This window comes from Anoxybacillus sp. B2M1 (genome assembly GCF_001634265.1).
In the GTDB taxonomy this organism is placed as follows: domain Bacteria; phylum Bacillota; class Bacilli; order Bacillales; family Anoxybacillaceae; genus Anoxybacteroides; species Anoxybacteroides rupiense.
In genome coordinates this window covers 2,361,707-2,380,000 of sequence record NZ_CP015435.1, presented here as the reverse complement: position 1 = coordinate 2,380,000, position 18,294 = coordinate 2,361,707, and the positions used below count along the sequence as shown (strand labels likewise).

The 18,294-nt window shown below is 39.7% G+C and carries 20 protein-coding genes, 2 tRNA genes and 2 rRNA genes (1 of these 24 running past the window's edge); 15 read left to right on the top strand and 9 right to left on the bottom strand.

Going from position 1 to position 18,294, the window contains the following annotated elements; all coding sequences use genetic code 11:
* The 8 genes from GFC28_RS11515 to tsaD form a co-directional block, all read left to right on the top strand.
* A 23S ribosomal RNA gene (locus GFC28_RS11515) occupies positions 1-259 on the top strand (it extends 2,670 nt beyond the left edge of the window).
* Positions 260-544: 285 nt separating this feature from the next.
* Positions 545-661, top strand: a 5S ribosomal RNA gene (gene rrf / locus GFC28_RS11510).
* Positions 662-705: 44 nt separating this feature from the next.
* Positions 706-782, top strand: a tRNA-Met gene (locus tag GFC28_RS11505).
* An 8-nt stretch (positions 783-790) separates the two neighbouring features.
* A tRNA-Asp gene (locus tag GFC28_RS11500) sits at positions 791-866 on the top strand.
* Between the two features lie 741 nt (positions 867-1,607).
* Complete coding sequence (gene tsaE / locus GFC28_RS11495; RefSeq protein ID WP_044743247.1) at positions 1,608-2,066, top strand: tRNA (adenosine(37)-N6)-threonylcarbamoyltransferase complex ATPase subunit type 1 TsaE; 459 nt, start codon at positions 1,608-1,610, stop codon at positions 2,064-2,066.
* On the top strand, positions 2,063-2,773 hold the full coding sequence (gene tsaB, locus GFC28_RS11490; RefSeq protein WP_044743246.1) for a tRNA (adenosine(37)-N6)-threonylcarbamoyltransferase complex dimerization subunit type 1 TsaB: 711 nt from the start codon (positions 2,063-2,065) through the stop codon (positions 2,771-2,773). The genes tsaE and tsaB overlap by 4 nt, the downstream gene beginning before the upstream one ends.
* Complete coding sequence (gene rimI, locus GFC28_RS11485) at positions 2,763-3,209, top strand: ribosomal protein S18-alanine N-acetyltransferase (RefSeq protein ID WP_044743245.1); 447 nt, start codon at positions 2,763-2,765, stop codon at positions 3,207-3,209. Before tsaB ends, rimI begins: the two co-directional genes overlap by 11 nt.
* Positions 3,206-4,219: a tRNA (adenosine(37)-N6)-threonylcarbamoyltransferase complex transferase subunit TsaD gene (gene tsaD, locus GFC28_RS11480; protein WP_044743244.1), complete on the top strand. Its 1,014-nt coding sequence runs from the start codon at positions 3,206-3,208 to the stop codon at positions 4,217-4,219. Before rimI ends, tsaD begins: the two co-directional genes overlap by 4 nt.
* Positions 4,220-4,622: 403 nt before the next feature.
* Here tsaD and GFC28_RS11475 read toward each other — a convergent pair whose 3' ends face one another.
* Positions 4,623-6,590, bottom strand: a complete 1,968-nt coding sequence (locus tag GFC28_RS11475) for an ABC transporter ATP-binding protein (RefSeq protein WP_044743243.1) — start codon at positions 6,588-6,590, stop codon at positions 4,623-4,625.
* Between the two features lie 118 nt (positions 6,591-6,708).
* Here GFC28_RS11475 and moaC point away from each other — a divergent pair, with 118 nt between their 5' ends.
* From moaC to tatC, 4 genes are read left to right on the top strand one after another with little or no spacing between them, the layout of a single operon-like run.
* Positions 6,709-7,197, top strand: coding sequence for a cyclic pyranopterin monophosphate synthase MoaC (gene moaC, locus GFC28_RS11470; protein WP_044743242.1), 489 nt, complete (start codon positions 6,709-6,711; stop codon positions 7,195-7,197).
* A 30-nt stretch (positions 7,198-7,227) separates the two neighbouring features.
* Entirely contained in the window at positions 7,228-7,887 is a 660-nt protein-coding gene (locus tag GFC28_RS11465) for a redox-sensing transcriptional repressor Rex (protein WP_044743241.1), read from the top strand.
* Positions 7,884-8,036 carry a twin-arginine translocase TatA/TatE family subunit gene (gene tatA / locus GFC28_RS11460; RefSeq protein ID WP_080859420.1) on the top strand — a complete coding sequence of 51 codons (153 nt, stop codon included), beginning with the start codon at positions 7,884-7,886 and terminating at the stop codon, positions 8,034-8,036. The genes GFC28_RS11465 and tatA overlap by 4 nt, the downstream gene beginning before the upstream one ends.
* 24 nt (positions 8,037-8,060) lie before the next feature.
* Positions 8,061-8,807, top strand: a complete 747-nt coding sequence (gene tatC, locus GFC28_RS11455) for a twin-arginine translocase subunit TatC (protein WP_044743239.1) — start codon at positions 8,061-8,063, stop codon at positions 8,805-8,807.
* 13 nt (positions 8,808-8,820) lie between these two features.
* On the opposite strand, the gene GFC28_RS11450 is transcribed toward tatC, so the two are convergent.
* Both GFC28_RS11450 and GFC28_RS11445 read right to left on the bottom strand, forming a co-directional pair.
* The gene (locus tag GFC28_RS11450) at positions 8,821-9,018 is read right to left on the bottom strand and encodes a YdiK family protein (RefSeq protein ID WP_172798655.1); all 198 of its coding nucleotides are present in this window, start codon (positions 9,016-9,018) and stop codon (positions 8,821-8,823) included.
* The gene (locus tag GFC28_RS11445) at positions 9,015-9,746 is read right to left on the bottom strand and encodes a CPBP family intramembrane glutamic endopeptidase (RefSeq protein ID WP_044743237.1); all 732 of its coding nucleotides are present in this window, start codon (positions 9,744-9,746) and stop codon (positions 9,015-9,017) included. The genes GFC28_RS11450 and GFC28_RS11445 overlap by 4 nt, the downstream gene beginning before the upstream one ends.
* 775 nt (positions 9,747-10,521) lie before the next feature.
* On the opposite strand from GFC28_RS11445, the gene groES reads away from it, so the two are divergent.
* Complete coding sequence (gene groES, locus GFC28_RS11440) at positions 10,522-10,806, top strand: co-chaperone GroES (protein ID WP_044743236.1); 285 nt, start codon at positions 10,522-10,524, stop codon at positions 10,804-10,806.
* A gap of 81 nt (positions 10,807-10,887) precedes the next feature.
* Positions 10,888-12,516 (top strand): chaperonin GroEL, encoded by a 1,629-nt coding sequence (groL, locus tag GFC28_RS11435; protein ID WP_044743235.1) that lies wholly within the window; start codon positions 10,888-10,890, stop codon positions 12,514-12,516.
* Between the two features lie 76 nt (positions 12,517-12,592).
* On the opposite strand, the gene GFC28_RS11430 is transcribed toward groL, so the two are convergent.
* The 3 genes from GFC28_RS11430 to GFC28_RS11420 all read right to left on the bottom strand — a co-directional run bounded on the left by GFC28_RS11430 (position 12,593) and on the right by GFC28_RS11420 (position 14,583).
* Entirely contained in the window at positions 12,593-13,792 is a 1,200-nt protein-coding gene (locus GFC28_RS11430; RefSeq protein WP_044743234.1) for a site-specific integrase, read from the bottom strand.
* 41 nt (positions 13,793-13,833) lie between these two features.
* A complete protein-coding gene (locus GFC28_RS11425) occupies positions 13,834-14,052 on the bottom strand; it encodes an Arm DNA-binding domain-containing protein (protein ID WP_044743233.1) in 219 nt (72 codons plus the stop codon).
* A 75-nt stretch (positions 14,053-14,127) separates the two neighbouring features.
* Entirely contained in the window at positions 14,128-14,583 is a 456-nt protein-coding gene (locus GFC28_RS11420) for a peptidase (protein WP_231883402.1), read from the bottom strand.
* A 172-nt stretch (positions 14,584-14,755) separates the two neighbouring features.
* On the opposite strand from GFC28_RS11420, the gene GFC28_RS11415 reads away from it, so the two are divergent.
* The gene (locus tag GFC28_RS11415) at positions 14,756-15,448 is read left to right on the top strand and encodes a winged helix-turn-helix domain-containing protein (protein ID WP_044743232.1); all 693 of its coding nucleotides are present in this window, start codon (positions 14,756-14,758) and stop codon (positions 15,446-15,448) included.
* Between the two features lies 1 nt (position 15,449).
* On the opposite strand, the gene GFC28_RS11410 is transcribed toward GFC28_RS11415, so the two are convergent.
* The 3 genes from GFC28_RS11410 to GFC28_RS11400 all read right to left on the bottom strand — a co-directional run bounded on the left by GFC28_RS11410 (position 15,450) and on the right by GFC28_RS11400 (position 18,291).
* Entirely contained in the window at positions 15,450-16,652 is a 1,203-nt protein-coding gene (locus GFC28_RS11410; RefSeq protein WP_044743231.1) for a hypothetical protein, read from the bottom strand.
* Positions 16,652-17,560: a serine/threonine protein kinase gene (locus GFC28_RS11405; RefSeq protein WP_044743230.1), complete on the bottom strand. Its 909-nt coding sequence runs from the start codon at positions 17,558-17,560 to the stop codon at positions 16,652-16,654. Before GFC28_RS11405 ends, GFC28_RS11410 begins: the two co-directional genes overlap by 1 nt.
* 317 nt (positions 17,561-17,877) lie before the next feature.
* Positions 17,878-18,291, bottom strand: coding sequence for an ImmA/IrrE family metallo-endopeptidase (locus GFC28_RS11400; protein ID WP_231883403.1), 414 nt, complete (start codon positions 18,289-18,291; stop codon positions 17,878-17,880).
* Positions 18,292-18,294: the final 3 nt, after the last annotated feature.

The window sequence follows — 18,294 nt, the reverse complement described above, 5'->3', positions numbered from 1 at the left end:
AGGAGCTGTCCTTAGTACGAGAGGACCGGGATGGACGCACCGCTGGTGTACCAGTTGTCCTGCCAAGGGCACCGCTGGGTAGCTATGTGCGGAAGGGATAAGCGCTGAAAGCATCTAAGCGTGAAGCCCCCCTCAAGATGAGATTTCCCATTGCATAAGCAAGTAAGATCCCTCGAAGATGACGAGGTAGATAGGTCCGAGGTGGAAGCGTGGCGACACGTGCAGCTGACGGATACTAATCGATCGAGGACTTAACCAATACGAAAAGGGGAGCAAGCTCGCTTGCATCCATAGGGCGTTCAAGCTTCTGACGGACAAGTCAGGAGACTTGGACAGAAGAAGCGGAAACGACCGTAGGATGCAGCTTGCGGAACTAGGCAATACGAAAAGTGGAAGCGAGCGCTTAGCGCCGGAAGGAAAATGTTCTTCCGACGAGACATGTTTGCATGTCGATGGAAAGCGGAGCTAGACATCAAGAAAAGCACCGCCTATCCTTTCTTCTCTGATCTGTTATCTAGTTTTGAAGGAATCATCCTTCGAATAGTCTAGTGACGATGGCGGAGAGGTCACACCCGTTCCCATCCCGAACACGGAAGTTAAGCTCTCCAGCGCCGATGGTAGTTGGGGCTAACGCCCCTGCAAGAGTAGGACGTTGCTAGGCTATCCTTTGTTTTTTTATAAATGTTGTTTGAATGATTTTATTGCCGCGGGGTGGAGCAGTCTGGTAGCTCGTCGGGCTCATAACCCGAAGGTCGCAGGTTCAAATCCTGCCCCCGCAACCAAACAAAATGGTCCCGTAGTGTAGTGGTTAACATGCCTGCCTGTCACGCAGGAGATCGCGGGTTCGAGTCCCGTCGGGACCGCCATTGCTAGCGAAACAATGGGTTTCGTATTTTTTTATGCCTTTTTCTGCTTTTTCACCCATTCCCCCTTTTTGATGAATAGAACCATTTTATTTTATTAACATCCTTAAGAATCCGAACTCTTAAGGATGTTTTATCTTTATTTGGCTCATGCAATATACTACACGGTATCATGAGCTTATCAGTAACCAGTAACATGTCTCCCAGCCGCAAGAGTATCCCTGCAAATCCCATATAGACAGTGAAGAAGCTTTAGCTGAGGGCGTAAAAAAGATTTCTTACCATTACCAATATTTCTACTCTGATGACCAAAGCCCTTCTTGCTAACAAAATAAGTTTCTCTTTTTAGCGTCTATCATCCATCCAACACTGGAATCGGAAAGCGTTCAACAAACAAATTTCTGCTGATATCATAGAAGTAGTCGTTAGAAAGTAGCACCAGTTTACCGGAATGTGATACAATTTCAAGCGCAGGCAATAAAATTTAGTTAATGGTAGAACAGGCAGTTATGATCAAGTTTAAATCAGGTACGTTGGTTCAGCAAAAGAAACCCTCTCTCAAGTTTTCTTTTTGATTAGTCTGCCAAATTGCTTAGCGATTAGATATGATTTCATATTCCTAACATAAATGTTGAACAACTTACTGAAAAATAAATCGACCTGTGGGGATATTGTTGAAGGAAATCCATATTTCTGTTGGGTACGTGAAAATGGCAAACAATGATTAAAGTTAGGTGACAGATGATGGCGATTTATGAATTAGTTATGCGCTCAGCCGAGGAAACCATGGAATTTGCTGCTAGGCTGTCAGAACAATTGCAGCCAAAAGATGTGATTGCCTTAGAAGGAGATTTAGGAGCAGGAAAAACAACGTTTACGAAAGGGCTAGCTAAAGGGCTAGGCATTACGCGAGCCGTCAGCAGTCCGACTTTTACGATCGTCAAGGAATATAAAGGACGTCTCCCGCTTTATCATATGGATGTATACCGTTTGGAGGATACGTTTGAAGACTTGGGGTTCGACGAATATTTTGAAGGTGATGGCGTTACCGTGATCGAATGGGCTCATTTGATTAAGCCCCAGCTTCCTGATGAATTATTGTACATCCATCTTTATCATCATGGAGATCAGGAAAGAAAAATGGTATTGGAACCCATTGGAAAACGATATGAACAGTTATGCAAGGAGATTATAGAGGGATGAAAGTATTAGCGATTGATACATCGAATGCTGCTTTGGGCGTTGCCTTAGTGGAAGGTTCGGTCGTTAAAGGGGAAATCCTCACAAATATCAAAAAGGATCATTCCACCCGCTTAATGCCCGCCGTCCAACTGTTATTGGAAAATTGCCAAGTTGCACCTCAAGAACTCGATTTAATTGTTGTAGCGAAGGGACCAGGCTCTTATACAGGTGTACGCATTGGTGTGACAGTTGCCAAGACGTTAGCCTGGGCATTGAATATTCCGATTGTAGGGGTATCTAGTCTTGAAGTGCTCGCTGCCAATGGACATTATTTTAATGGGTTGATTTGCCCTTTATTTGACGCAAGAAGAGGACAAATTTATACAGGATTGTATCGTTATCATAGTAATCAGCTAGAATGTGTAGAAAGCGACCGAATTGTGCTATCAAGTGAATGGGCGCAATGGTTGCAGGAAAAACAGGAGCCAGTTTTATTTTTGGGCGGAGATGTTGTTTTCCATCAAGATATATTAACAGGGGTGCTCGGTTCATTAGCAGTGTTTGGACCACCATCGTTACAATTGCCGCGTCCAAGCGAATTGGCTTTTTTGGGGATGAATAGAACACCAGAGGATGTTCACTCATTTGTCCCTAATTATGTGCGCTTAGCTGAAGCGGAAGTTAATTGGCTCGCTAGGCAGAAGGAGCAAGAAAGCCATGGAAATTAATTTTCGGACAATGACGTTAAATGATATCGATGATGTACTAGCGATCGAAAAGGCTTCATTTACGCTTCCGTGGAGCCGCGAAGCATTTTATAATGAGCTTGTTCACAATCAATATGCGAAGTATGTCGTCATGGAGCATAATGGGCATATGATTGGTTATTGTGGGATGTGGGTTGTTATTGATGAAGCGCATATTACCAATGTGGCTGTATTGCCGGAGTATCGCGGTAAAAAGTTAGGCGAAGCGCTTATGAGAATGATGATGGAAACGGCTAGACAGCTGGGAGCGATAACGATGACGCTGGAGGTGCGTGTTTCCAATCATGTCGCACAGTCATTGTATCGAAAGCTCGGATTTTTAAATGGAGGCATTCGGAAGAAATATTATCCAGATAATCAAGAAGATGCTCTTGTAATGTGGGTGAAATTAAGATGAACAAAGATGTATATGTACTTGGAATTGAAACAAGCTGTGATGAAACAGCTGCAGCTATAGTGAAAAATGGAAAAGAAATCATGGCGAATGTGGTGGCTTCGCAAATTGAAAGCCATAAGCGATTTGGCGGTGTTGTTCCAGAGGTAGCTTCGCGCCACCATGTTGAGCAAATTACCCTTGTGATTGAGAAAGCGATGCACGAAGCCAATCTATCTTTTGCGGAGTTAGATGCTATTGCAGTCACACAAGGGCCGGGGCTTGTCGGAGCTCTTTTAATTGGGGTAAATGCTGCCAAGGCGCTCGCTTTTGCGCATCAGCTGCCATTAGTCGCTGTGCATCATATCGCTGGGCATATTTATGCCAATCGTCTTGTGACGGAAATGAAGTTTCCGCTGCTGGCTCTTGTTGTTTCTGGGGGGCATACGGAGCTTGTGTATATGAAAGAGCATGGTTCATTTGAAGTGATTGGCGAAACAAGGGATGATGCAGCTGGCGAGGCGTATGACAAAGTAGCTCGAGCGTTGCGGTTGCCATATCCAGGGGGACCGCACATTGATCGGTTGGCTCATGAGGGAAGAGCGACGCTCGATTTACCGAGAGCCTGGCTGGAGGACGGCTCATATGACTTTAGTTTTAGCGGGTTGAAATCGGCGGTCATTAATACGCTGCATAATGCCGAGCAACGAGGCGAAACAATAGAAATCCAAGATATGGCGGCAAGCTTTCAGGAAAGTGTCATCGATGTACTAGTCACCAAAACGATCAAAGCAGCTCAAGAATATCATGTGCGCCAAGTTTTGTTAGCTGGGGGAGTAGCGGCCAATCGAGGGCTCAGGACGGCGCTGGAACAGAAAATGGCCGAGCTGCAGGAGGTAGAGCTTGTCATTCCGCCGTTATCTCTTTGTACGGATAATGCTGCGATGATTGCAGCAGCTGGAACGATATTGTTTGCACATGGAAAACGAAGCGAGCTATCGTTAAATGCTGATCCTGGTCTTGAATTGGAGTAAGACCAAAAATCCTCTGCGTAGTCAAGAGGATTTTTTTTTGCGAAAATGTTTAGTTGTTAATATAATTATCCACATATTGTGGGTAATGTGGAAAACTTATCATGAATGAGGAATACCAAGTTATCTTTAACCACAATTTTTTGTGAGTATTTTTAGACTTTTTTGTGGATATTGTGGAAAATACGGTGAATAACTTAATTTAAAAGAAAAATTCTGTGTAAAAAAATGTGGATAGTTTTATTGGAGAATCCCCTTCTATTGCTTTTATAGCAATAGAAGGGGATCAAAATATTATAGTAAAAGTGTGTTAATCGACTAATAAACGATGTTAACAGTCTTTTCGATAAAGGCGGCTTGAAGATGGTGCAAAATGGTATAGGATCGTTATTGCTTTATTCAATGTTTATGATGGAGTCCGGGTCCCTTTATGTTCGACTGGGGATGTATGCAGTTCTTCCCATTCTTCGATTAAGGCTTCTAAGGTTTCTTTCATCATTTCAATTTCTTTAGTGAGTTCTTGTGCCTTTTGAAAATCTCCATAGATTTCGGGATCGCATAATTGCTGTTCGCTCTCGCTGATGTTTTCTTCTAATTGACTAATTTCATTTTCAATTTCTTCAATTCGTTTTTTTCGTTGTCGTTCTAGTTTCTTCGTTTCCTTGTCGAGTTCGTATTGCTGCTTTATGGAAGCTCCTCCTTTATTATGCTTCCGTTGCTTCTCCTCTTCCTGAAGCTGCTTCAGTTCAAGCATTTCTGCTTTTTTATGAAGGTAATAATCATAATCTCCTAAATATTCAATGACTCCTTCTTGAGTGAGCTCGTACACTTTGGTAGCAATGCGGTTAATAAAATAACGGTCGTGCGATACAAAAAGAATGGTTCCGGGATAATCAATTAACGCGTTTTCGAGCACTTGTTTACTATCTAGATCCAAATGGTTAGTAGGCTCGTCTAAAATCAGGAAATTTGCTTTTTGCATCATGAGCTTGGCTAATGCCAGTCGTGCTTTTTCCCCGCCGCTTAATGCAAATACCGGCTTTAGAACGTCATCGCCAGAAAATAGAAAATTGCCTAATACGGTACGAATTTCTTTTTCTGTTTTTTGCGGATACTCATCCCAAAGCTCATCAAGCACTCGTTTATTTGATGATAAGTCTGCTTGATTCTGGTCATAATAGCCGATTTGTACGTTGGAGCCATACCGTAAGTTACCGTTTTGTATCTGGATTTTGTTGACAATTGCCTTAAGAAGTGTCGATTTTCCGATCCCGTTTGGTCCGACAAGGGCAATGCTATCGCCTTTAGTAATGCGGAATTGTACGCCGCGGATCACAGGTTCATTAGGTGTATAACCAACGGAAAGGTTTTCGGCAATTAATACTTCATTTCCGCTTGGGCGCTCAATCTCAAAGGAAAAATTGGCTGATTTTTCTTCAGATATGGGTTTATCGATTCGTTCCATTTTTTCAAGCTGTTTACGGCGACTTTGTGCTCGCTTAGTTGTAGAAGCGCGAGCGATATTTCGTTGGATGAAGTCCTGTAACTTTGCCATTTCCTCTTGTTGTTTTTCATACAGCTTCCATTCGCGCTCAAGGTCTTCTGCTTTTTGTTGCAAATATTTACTGTAGTTTCCGATATATTTTTTTATGCTTGTCCGCGATAATTCATACACCTGTGTCACTACTTTGTCAAGAAAATAACGATCGTGCGAAACGATTAAAATAGCTCCTGGATATGTTTGCAAGTATTGCTCAAGCCATGTTAATGTTTCGATATCTAAATGGTTTGTTGGTTCGTCCAAAATAAGAAGATCGGGTTTCATTAACAGCATTTTGCCCAGCGCCAAGCGGGTTCGTTGTCCACCGCTAAGCGATTGAACAAAAGTAGTGGTGTAATCATATTCAGAAAATCGCAGTCCATGCAAAACGGAACGAATGTCTGCTTCGTATTGGTATCCCCCTTGGTCTTTAAATTTTTCTTGCAGGATATCATATTCTTTTAGCAATTTATCGTAACGTTTTGGGTCTGCAAGAAGATCGGGATCTCCCATCTGCTGTTCCATTGTGCGCAGCTCTTGTTCCATTGCTTTTAATGGGGAAAACACGGTCATCATTTCCTCCCATATTGATAGGGTGGAATCGAGGCCGCTATCTTGGGCAAGATAACCGATCGTGACATCTTTAGGTTTGATGATTTCCCCGCTGTCATATGACATTTCGCCAGCCATGATTTTAAGTAGCGTTGATTTTCCCGCTCCGTTTCTTCCGACGAGAGCGATGCGGTCTTTTGACTGTATTTCTAATTTTATATTCGATAAAATAAGATCAGCGCCAAAATATTTAGAAAGTTGTCGTATTTGTAAAATGATCATTGTTTTTCACCTCTCGTTTTACTAGTGTATCGCAAGAGCTTTTACTTGGGCAATAAAACGAGTTAGAAAAGACAGACGGGAAAAAATAGTGTATAGTTTATAAGTGGAGGAGATATTATTGGCATCTTTTACGCATTTTAATGAACAAGGCCGCGCCAAAATGGTCGATATTACCGAAAAGGCGGATAGCGTGCGTGTGGCGGTGGCTCGGACAAGTATTACGGTGAGCCAGGAGATTTATGAAGGAATTGTCAGCCATTCAGTAAAAAAGGGAGATGTCCTTGCGGTTGCTCAAGTCGCTGGTATTATGGCGGCTAAAAAAACTGCTGATCTTATTCCCATGTGCCATCCTTTAATGTTAAAAGGAGTCGATATTCAATTCGAATGGAGGATGCATGAACAGAGCTGTGAGCTGATCATTACAGCGACTGTGAAAACGAAAGGGAGCACAGGGGTGGAGATGGAAGCGCTCACGGCTGCTTCGGTCTGTGCGCTTACGGTTTATGATATGTGCAAAGCGTTGGATAAAGGAATGGTGATTGGGCCAACATATCTCGTAGAAAAAGCCGGAGGGAAATCCGGACACTACCAGCGTAAAGCAAAGTAAGACGGTTTAAGTGAATGCGGGGGATTTATCATGAGCAATGAACAGCCGAAAATTCCACAGGCAACTGCTAAGCGATTACCACTATACTATCGTTTTTTAAAAAATTTATATGCCTCAGGAAAACAGCGAGTATCTTCAGCTGAATTAAGCGAAGCAGTTAAAGTCGATTCAGCAACCATTCGGCGTGATTTTTCTTATTTTGGGGCTCTTGGAAAAAAGGGTTATGGGTATAATGTTAGTTATTTATTATCGTTTTTTCGCAAGACGCTTGATCAAGATGAAATCACGGAAGTGGCATTAGTCGGAGTCGGAAATCTAGGAACAGCATTTTTAAATTATAATTTTATGAAAAATAATAATACAAAGATCGTGATGGCTTTTGACGTCGATCAAGCAAAAGTAGGGACAGAAGTGGGTGGAGTGCCTGTTTATCACTTAAATCAACTGGAAGAACTCATCCATGAACAAATTTCTGTGGCGATTTTAACCGTTCCAGCGCATGCTGCGCAGTCTATTACGGATCGTCTTGTGCAGAAGGGAATCAAAGGCATTTTGAATTTCACTCCTGCACGCCTAAATGTGCCGGAAAACATCCGGGTGCATCATATTGATTTGGCCATTGAGCTACAGTCGCTTGTATATTTTTTAAAGAATTACCCATCTGAATCAAATGGAGTGAACTCATTGTGAAATATTTACTTATTTTGCTTGTTATTGTCTTATTGTTTGGAACGAAAAAACTTCCAGAGCTGGGGAAATCGCTCGGCCAGTCGCTAAAAGAGTTTAAGAGTGCGACGAAGGGATTAACGGATGAAGAAGAAAACAACAAAAAAGCGTAACGATGAACGGTAGGATGGTTCCATATGAGCGATAAAGAAATGTCTGTATATGAACATCTTGGGGAATTAAGAAAACGATTGATTATTGTGCTGATTTTTTTCGCTATTGCTTTGACTGCCAGCTTCTTTCTTGTCGAGCCTGTGATTCGGTATTTGCAACAGGCTGATGAAGCAAGAGAGTTAACGATGAATGCCTTTCGATTGACCGATCCGATTAAAATTTATATGCAATTTGCATTTGTCATCGCTTTGATTATGACCGCACCAGTTTTGCTTTATCAAATTTGGGCCTTCGTCAGCCCTGGACTATACGAAAAAGAGAGAAAAGTGACACTTAGCTATATTCCATTGTCATTATTTTTATTTTTAAGCGGCATTAGCTTTGCCTATTTTGTTTTGTTTCCGTTTGTCGTCCGTTTTATGCAAGACTTGGCGACAGATCTAGGCATCAATCAAGTAATTGGCATTAACGAATATTTTACGTTTTTGCTTCAGCTTGTATTGCCGTTTGGTGCGTTATTTCAATTGCCGGTGCTTGTTATGTTTTTAACGCGTCTTGGGTTGATTACCCCTTTTTTACTGTCAAAAGGGAGAAGGTATGCGTATTTGCTTTTATTAATTGTAGCAGCGATCATAACCCCTCCAGATGTAATATCACAATTAATTGTGATGATTCCGTTGTCCTTTTTATATGAAGTGAGCATATGGATCTCAAGAATCGCCTATCGAAAAGTGCTTTTAGCGGAACAAGCAAGGGCTGACTTAAAATGAACGTCAGCCCTTTTTATTTTTGTTGATTTCGAATTCGAATATATAGGGTGATCAGTCGCAAAAATACACCGAAGTCTAAGGTGGCCAAGACCATTAAGGCAACGGTAGAGAAATTCCATATGCCCCCACGGGCGCTTTGAATGGCTAAATAAGTGAATAAAGCCCCCATTAGAAAGTAGAACAACGCGGTACTTAAAGGTGAAATTCTCATAATGAAAAGCCCCCAAATATAAATTGCATCTTGTCGGTTTCTTTTATGATTTGTCCAATATGATCAGCAAAGACGGTTTGCATCAAGACAACGAACGTATTCATCGTCACATGAGCAAAGATTGGAACGAAAATACGCTTTGTTTTGGCATAAAGAAAAGCAAATGTAAATCCCATGGCTGAATACAGGAGAAGGTGTTCAAGCTCCATATGGACGACTGCGAACAATAAGGAACTAATCATAGCCGCAATCAAGAAATTATACTTATTATACAGGGTACCAAAGATAATTTTGCGAAAAATCACTTCTTCTAAAATAGGCCCAATAACAGATGTGACGATCACAAGGGCCGGAGTGAGCCGAATAATTTCAATAATGTTTTTCGTATTTTCTGATCCGGCCTGAATGCCGAATAGACGATATTCAATATTGGCCGCAATGCCTTGGGCAAATAGCGCCAAAAAGAAGCCCCCAATCGCCCACACCCACGCGACAGATAATGGAGCACGATCGCGTTCATGGCGCTGCTTGATCTCGTTGCGAAGGAAAAAGAGAACAAGAAAAAAGGTAATCGAAAAGCTGATGACGGCCCAATAGCCTGAGGCTGCTTCTACTGCATTATGAGAATGTGCTCCGACCCCAAGAAATACTAAGAGCGGGACGCCAGCTATACTAGATAGCTGCATGATGACATATGCTATAATGACATACCAATATTGCCGTTTCAATGGAAAATTCCCCTTTGCTAAAAAGTAATCGCTGCTTTTCGTATTGTAGCACATATTGGAGAAAAATAATGATTAAAATGTTTGAAATGGTAAGGCAACAGGGGAGCGCGCTTCAGATGATTGAGGGATATAAAGCCAAGAATGTGGTAATCTTATGTTGGCGGAAAAGTTTTCGGTCTTTAAACAGGGCTGTATGATGAAGCTTTTCATCATGAGATTTTCGCCATGCTATTTGATTCATCATCGATGGGTTAACGTTTTTATTGGTGGCGAACTATGTTGCTTCATAGAACCATCAATGTCTCTAGCAACGATATTGTTCGACCGGCTAACCGTCGAAATGCTTGCATGTGGACATCATTCGATTTATTTCATATTTCAAGTTGTTTGGATTAGACGATCCCCCTTTCCTAAGTAAAGGGATAGGAAAAAAATTGCGCATAATCCACCCAAAAACTTCCCACCTCTACACAAAGTGTAGGTGAGGGAGGTTGATCTCCCATGAAAAATTCCCAGCAGAATGAACGAGCAGAGAAAAAGGAGAATGAAATGGTCTACCTGAAGGATCTCAGATTCCTTCGGGCGACAAATTTGATGTTTATATTTGCGGGAATGTGACATAATTGAAAAGGGTGCACAAAGTTGCAGATTTTTTTTGTATTTTTTACTTGCAAAAAAAAGGGAAGTTCATTAATATTATAAGTGTGTTAGCACTCGTTGATGATGAGTGCTAATAAAATGAGAATAAAAATTTTTGTTGAGGAGGTTGTTTTCCGTGTTAAAGCCATTAGGTGATCGCGTTGTGATTGAGCTTGTCCAAACAGAAGAAAGAACAGCAAGCGGTATTGTGTTACCAGACACTGCAAAAGAAAAACCGCAAGAAGGAAAAGTAGTGGCTGTTGGTACAGGACGTGTGCTTGACAGCGGTGAGCGTGTAGCTCCGGAGGTAGCTGTGGGCGATCGCATTATCTTCTCAAAATATGCAGGAACAGAAGTAAAATACGAAGGCAAGGAATATTTAATTTTGCGTGAAAGCGATATTTTGGCTGTCGTTGGTTAATCATTTCGTACGGCTTTCATAACATAGATATTTCAACAAATACTTAATGAAAATTTAGATTGCTGGAGGAGGTAATGGTTCATGGCAAAAGAAATTAAATTCAGTGAAGAAGCTCGTCGCGCGATGCTACGCGGTGTTGATAAATTAGCAGATGCAGTAAAAGTAACATTAGGTCCTAAAGGGCGCAACGTTGTATTAGAGAAAAAATTCGGTTCTCCATTAATTACAAATGATGGTGTCACGATTGCAAAAGAAATCGAATTAGAAGATCCATTTGAAAACATGGGTGCGAAGCTTGTTGCTGAAGTAGCAAGCAAAACAAACGACGTTGCTGGTGACGGTACAACGACTGCAACTGTATTAGCTCAAGCGATGATCCGTGAAGGCTTAAAGAACGTAACAGCTGGCGCAAACCCAATGGGTATCCGCAAAGGTATCGAAAAAGCGGTGGCTGTCGCCGTTGAAGAGTTGAAAGCAATCTCTAAACCAATCGAAGGCAAAGACTCTATTGCTCAAGTTGCTGCGATTTCTGCGGCTGATGAAGAAGTAGGCCAATTAATCGCCGAAGCAATGGAGCGCGTAGGTAACGACGGTGTTATTACATTAGAAGAATCCAAAGGCTTTACAACAGAATTAGATGTTGTTGAAGGAATGCAATTTGACCGCGGTTACGCTTCTCCATACATGATTACTGATACGGAAAAAATGGAAGCAGTATTAGACAATCCATACATCTTAATTACTGATAAGAAAGTTTCAAACATTCAAGAAATCTTGCCTGTATTAGAGCAAGTCGTGCAACAAGGCAGATCATTGCTTATCATTGCTGAAGATGTTGAAGGTGAAGCGCTTGCGACACTAGTTGTGAACAAGCTTCGCGGAACATTTACAGCTGTTGCTGTTAAAGCTCCTGGCTTTGGTGACCGCCGCAAAGCGATGCTGGAAGATATCGCGATTTTAACTGGCGGTGAAGTGATCACTGAAGAATTAGGCCGTGACTTAAAGTCTGCAACTATTGCATCTCTTGGCCGCGCTGCAAAAGTGGTTGTAACAAAAGAGCATACAACCATCGTAGAAGGTGCGGGCGAATCTGATCAGATTAAAGCACGCATCAATCAAATTCGTGCTCAATTAGAAGAAACTACTTCTGAATTTGACCGTGAAAAATTACAAGAGCGCTTAGCGAAATTAGCTGGCGGCGTAGCAGTCATCAAAGTTGGTGCCGCTACAGAAACAGAATTAAAAGAACGCAAATTGCGCATTGAGGACGCTCTTAACTCTACACGCGCGGCTGTTGAAGAAGGTATCGTAGCCGGCGGTGGTACAGCGCTATTAAACGTATATAATAAAGTAGCTGAAATCAAAGCAGAAGGCGATGAAGCAACTGGTGTGAAAATCGTTCTTCGCGCGATTGAAGAACCAGTACGTCAAATTGCGCAAAATGCTGGTTTAGAAGGTTCTGTTATCGTTGAACGCTTGAAAAAAGAACAACCTGGTATCGGCTTCAATGCAGCAACTGGCGAATGGGTGAACATGATCGAAGCAGGTATTGTTGACCCTACAAAAGTAACTCGTTCTGCGCTTCAAAACGCAGCATCTGTTGCCGCTATGTTCTTAACAACGGAAGCCGTTGTCGCTGACAAGCCAGAAGAAAACAAAGGCGCTGGCGCTGGAATGCCTGACATGGGCGGAATGGGCGGCATGATGTAATTTAAGAAAAACCTCCTTGATTTCAAGGGGGTTTTTCTTATAACCATATCGTTTTTGGTGCCATTTTGGTGCCGATTTATAAATTTTCGAGTTTTCTCATGAGTTCTCCAAACTTTTGGGAAGCCTCTTTTTTACGATCTTTGGTAACGTGTAGATAAACTTGGGTGGTCGTTTCATCATCTACATGCCCAAGACGATCCATGATTTGATATAACTCCACCCCGGCTTCTGCAAGCAGGGACGTATGAGTATGGCGTAGGGAATGAGGAGTAAGGCGCTTTGTAATGGAAGGCAATTTCTTTAATACGGCTTCCATGCGATTTTCAACAGTCTTAATAAAATGTGGATAACCGTAATATGGTGGATTCATTCGGGCAAATACAAAATCACCATCGTAATAATCTTTCCCAACCTGTAGTTTTATTTCCATTTGTTTTATTCGGTGTTTTTGTAAAACCTTTATGACCTCATCTTCCACAATGATTTTACGTATGGACCCCTCTGTTTTTGGCGGGAGCAAGGCAAATTTCTTTGTGTTGTTAGTTGGATTGTAATAAGTCTTTGTTATATTTATGGTTTTTTCCTCAAAATCGATATCCTTCCACTTTAATGCAACCAATTCTCCAACACGCAATCCAGTCCATGCTAAAACAAAAAGCATTGTATAGGTTTCTTCGTCCATCTCTTTAGCTTTATCCAAAAACAGTTTCAGTTCATGTTTTTCGAGATATTGTTCCTGGATCTTTGTGTTTTCGATATCCTCCACGGTTTTCTTGTCCTTTGGAATAAAAGCGTATTGAGTAGGATCCTGAAGAATTAAATCTTGTTCCATGGCCCTTTTAAATATCATCCGAGCTGTACTATGAATACCGGATATTGTGCTGTGTGCTAATCTTTTGTTCTTCTTTAGATCAATTAGAGCATTTTGGTACATCTTTTTTGTGATGTCTTTTAGTTTGTATCGGGCAAAGTATCTGTTTAAATGACCGATTTCATGATGTCTTACCCTAATTGTACTTATTTTAACATCGGTCGCGGCGTAGACGGATAACCACTCTTCAGCCATTTCTTCGAAGGTAATATTGCCTTTTGTATCTAAATTTCTTAGCCCTAACTGATATTCAAGTTCCTTAGCAGCATCCTGTGCATCTTTCTTCTTTAGAAATCCTCGTCGTACGATTCTCTGGCGGTTCCCGGTTTGAGGGTCAATGCCATTTTCAATCACAAACATCCAGCGTTCGCCTTTTTTGGTGTCATACTTTTGAAAGCGTGCCATTTGAACATGCCTCCTTTTAAGAATGTATGTTCTACTGGGTTTTAAAAAGAGAAGCCCATGATATAGGGCTCTAAATATTCTTCTACTTTTGCTTGGGTGACGAGTTCATTTGCTGCTTTTTCGGCCTCTTTCTTCGTCGCAAAACCACGACGTGTGGTTTGTTGCCGTTTCCCTGTTGCGGGATCACGTCCTAAATCTACCGTAACGGACCATGTATAACCCTTTGCATTTTTTGCAGGCACTTTGCGGAAATAAGACATTGTCGCTCTTCCTCATTCCATATATTTTAAAATAGCGAGGGAGGATGGATGGTATAATTTATCGTGATTTTCCCTTTAAAATGTGATCGACTTTTCGCTAAAGATTTCTATATGACTTAATTTGAGTAATACGCGGTTTCTAATCTGTATTAGGCGTTCTTTGCATAATGTTGGTGTCACCTTAAATACATTAGACATCTGCTCAATGGTGTATGGGGTACTCAAGTCAATGAATTTAAGCATATGTATGGTATTGCGGCATACTTTGCATACCGGCGTGACGGAGAATATGACACAACTCATGAAAGAAGGCTTCTCGTTTTTCTTAGATAGCCGGGAGTCGACAACAATGCAACGAAAGCGGCCCACAACTTGATGTGTTGATGAAAAAGGCTTTTCACGCAGGAAAATGCTCATCTTCCGAGCGATAAATGATGGATCGATTTGATAAGGATAAAAGATGTTTAGTCGTGTATAAAATTTGGTCACCCAATCTTCCAGCGCGGTCGTGTAGTAGCGGCGTAGCTCCATATTGTCCCCCTCCTAAGGATATTATAGGAACAAATGTTTGTTTTAGCAATAAAAAGAAAAACAGTTATTATTTTCACTTTTAAAGTGTTTTATTATGAATTATCTTTATCTTGAAAGACAGAAAAACTATGTATAATATATATACTAATGAGTTGTTTAAGGTGGGGATATGATGCTAGCTAAGAATTATAATTCTTATTTAGATACATCAACAGTAAAAGAAGAAAGTTTAGTGTTCGTATTAGAAGCTTTATTAATACAAAAAGATAAATATTTTAAAGATAAGAACAAAAAAATACTAAAGGAAATGGATTGTTGGCAAGGAAGAGCGGATCTTGTTGTGGCTGAAATTAAAGACAAAGAAATTCTTTCTAAAGAAAAAGCGATGTTATTGTCAAATTTAACAAATGCGCAAATTATTTCTTTGTTACATAGGAAAGCTCCAAGAACTTTAAATTTTTTAATAAATAGGACTGGTTTAACTGAATCAACCGTAAGGAGATCCCTTCGTTTATTATTAAATGAGGGGATTGTGATGGAAAACAGTAATAAAAGTTATATACTACATCCGGATTTTAAGATACCAAAAGTTGTTTTTAATGCCTATGAGGTCAAACTTTATAATTGGAGAAGGGCTTTATACCAGGCAACACAATACTTTGGATTTGCCAATAATTCGTGGGTTGTAATGCCGAAAAAATATATATCGCCTGCGTTACATAATATTGAATTATTTAAGGCTAACGGTGTAGGATTGATTAGCATCGACGAAAACGGAAAAGTTTTGACCCATCTAAAAGCAAAACAAAACCAACCAAATAAAAAGGCATTTCATTTGGTTGGTATTGGAAAATTATTTATATAATTTATAAATTGTGCATATCTCTAAATTGTTTTAGCGCAGCATCCCAGTTATCTAAGTGATGGCTAGAAGAAGAGGGATCGAATTGTACACCCATTGATTCTAAAATACTATATAATGCTTTAGCTTGGTTAATTTGTTTTATAATCTTTTCCAAGCGATCTGAGATGTCCAAATCTTTTATATTGTTTATTCCTTGTTTTAATGCGGCCCAATGCTGTAAATGACTAATTGTTCTAGACCATCCATCGGATGGGCTGGAGCCAGATAATATTCTGTGTTCATAAGGGGTTTGACTCAAGTAATCTTCTAAATTTCCGTTATACGCTGGTATAATTTTTGCAATCGAGTCCAATTCAGATACTAATATAGAGTTAAGAAGCGGTAAAGAAGTATATCTTTCACGAGCTGGTCTTCCTCCTGAAGGACGTAATATTCTTTGTTGTATGGTAAATTTTCGTAAACTGTTATGCCAACCATTAGAAATTCCATAAGCTCCTACAGCTAAATATAATAAACCAACTATATCAGAATATCCCATTATTACTTTGTACTCATTAATTTCGCCTAAAGAGTAAATCATTGTTAATAAATTTAATAAAGGTGTAACTTCATCGAATTTTTGATCATAGTTAGTATTATTTCGAACTACTATAATGTAAAACCCTTCTGTATCTAACATAGTCAGTTCGTTAAGAAATTCATTTACACTTCTAGAGTCGTTTAAGGCACTTTCATTAAATACCAATGAAATTAATAGTGGTTTTTCTAATTTTTTAGCTTCAGAAATTGATTCTTCAGCCATACTTAATGATATTTGAGCGTAGCGATCTGCAAAACTTGGGATTAGTATAGTGGGAGATACAAGAGTATTTAACCCAAATTCATGTTGAAATAGTAAGCAATTAGAGACATATCGGTTTACATTGCGTAATGATCGGAGATTAGACAGGGTAATTGTACCTGGATAATAATTTAAAGAATCTAAATTTTTACTTGCACCATCAATGTATGTTGCATAATAAAACTGAGGGTCGAAGAATATTTCACTTGTTGGATAATTTTGTTCAAGTTCTTCTTTCAAAGAATTAAGATTTTCTATCTTTTCGTCACGAGGACTTAAAATAACTCCATCTAAAGATTGATTGTCTAATCCTCTATGTATTTTGTCACCTTTCCCATGTCCCTGTTGTGCAAAAAGTTTCATTATAATTCCTCCCTTATCTTTTTTAGTTGCTGAATCAATGAACTGCACGATCTATATCTTAAATGTGGTTGAACAGATAATAATCTGTTTATAAGTCGTTCTAGTTTAGGGTGTATGTCTTTACATAATTGAGAAATTGGTTCATATTCACCGCCGATCACCCTAGAAACAAGTTGCACAGAGTTGATACCAGGGGTGAAGAAAGGATGTTTACCTGTCAATGATTCATAGAGTACAATCCCCAATAAATAAAGATCAGATCTAAAATCTAGGGATGCCTTAATATTTGCCAATTGTTCCGGTGACATGTAAATTCTTGTGCCAACAATATGAAAGGCTTGGGTCAGAGCTTTTCCTTGGGTGTCGAAGGCAATACCTGTGTCTAGTAATACAAAAGTTCCATCCATTTTACGCATTATGTTTTTAGGCTTGATATCACGATGAACCATCCCGATAGACCATAAATGTTCTATAGCGGTAGCGATATCAATACCAAGTTGTATAGCTTCCATTTGGGATAGTGTTCTCTTGCTTAGAATTTGAAATAAATCTTCTCCTTCTACAAATTCTTCTGAAAAGTAAAGAAACTTTTTTCCATTATACTCAGTAAGTGTCATACCTATTGGGCCTAATTTTACAAGAGTTGGTGTGTCACATTTTCTCATGATATCTATTTCTCTAGTTGCCCGAGCTAAAATTTCTGACTGAATATCATGAGTCTCGTTTAAATCTCCTGAATCATCCCAGTCAGATAATTCAAGGAATTTAAGGGTATAGTAATCATCGTTAATTTTGCATTTAAAAACTACTTTTTGCCCTCCTTTACTTAAAAATTCTAAGTCAGATATAGATTCTTGATTATCAATAATTTTTTTTACATCTTCAACAGTTAAAGTTGGCGATCTCATCTAAAATCCTCCTTACTCTAATGTGAAAATCTAATTATTTTCTCCTTAAGTAGGTTTTTTCTCATATTATCCCTCCCATAAAATAAACAAATGCCTGTTTATCTTAGATGCCTTATCCTAGATGCATTAATATTTTTTATGTTTCTATCCTGCTGTTTTTGATGTTTTCTTTTATAGCAGACATTAACCACCATCCTATATACCTAGTAAAATATGACTAATAAAATAGTAAAAAAATTTAAGTACCTTGATTTAATCCCCTCCCACATAAAGTTTATATAAAACCCTAGATAGGGTTTATAAACTTTGCTGAATCTTTATAAAAACCTTTCCATTTCATATGGAATCCCACTTTCTCTCAAAACATCGTATTTGGTTTCATAATCTTCTAAATTTTTGTCATAAAGAAGGAGACGCACAGCAAATTCATTTGCTTCACGTTCGATTTTGTCTATTGAATAAAAAGTGTTAGCTCTTAGAAAGGGTGTATTGACCTTGGTATGCAATACTGCGTGTCCAAGTTCGTGAGCACAGACATAGCGCTGAAAATTATCATCTAGGTTGCAATTAATGACTATATATCGATTCCGGCGATCGTATTTGTAAAACCCTTTAATTTCCTCGTGTAAATCCCACTTGATAATATGTATGTTCATTCTTGATGCTATATCGAAGGGGTTAGTGGTTTTGTGTTTCTTAATCAATTCATTTACTTTTCCTTTCAACCACATGAA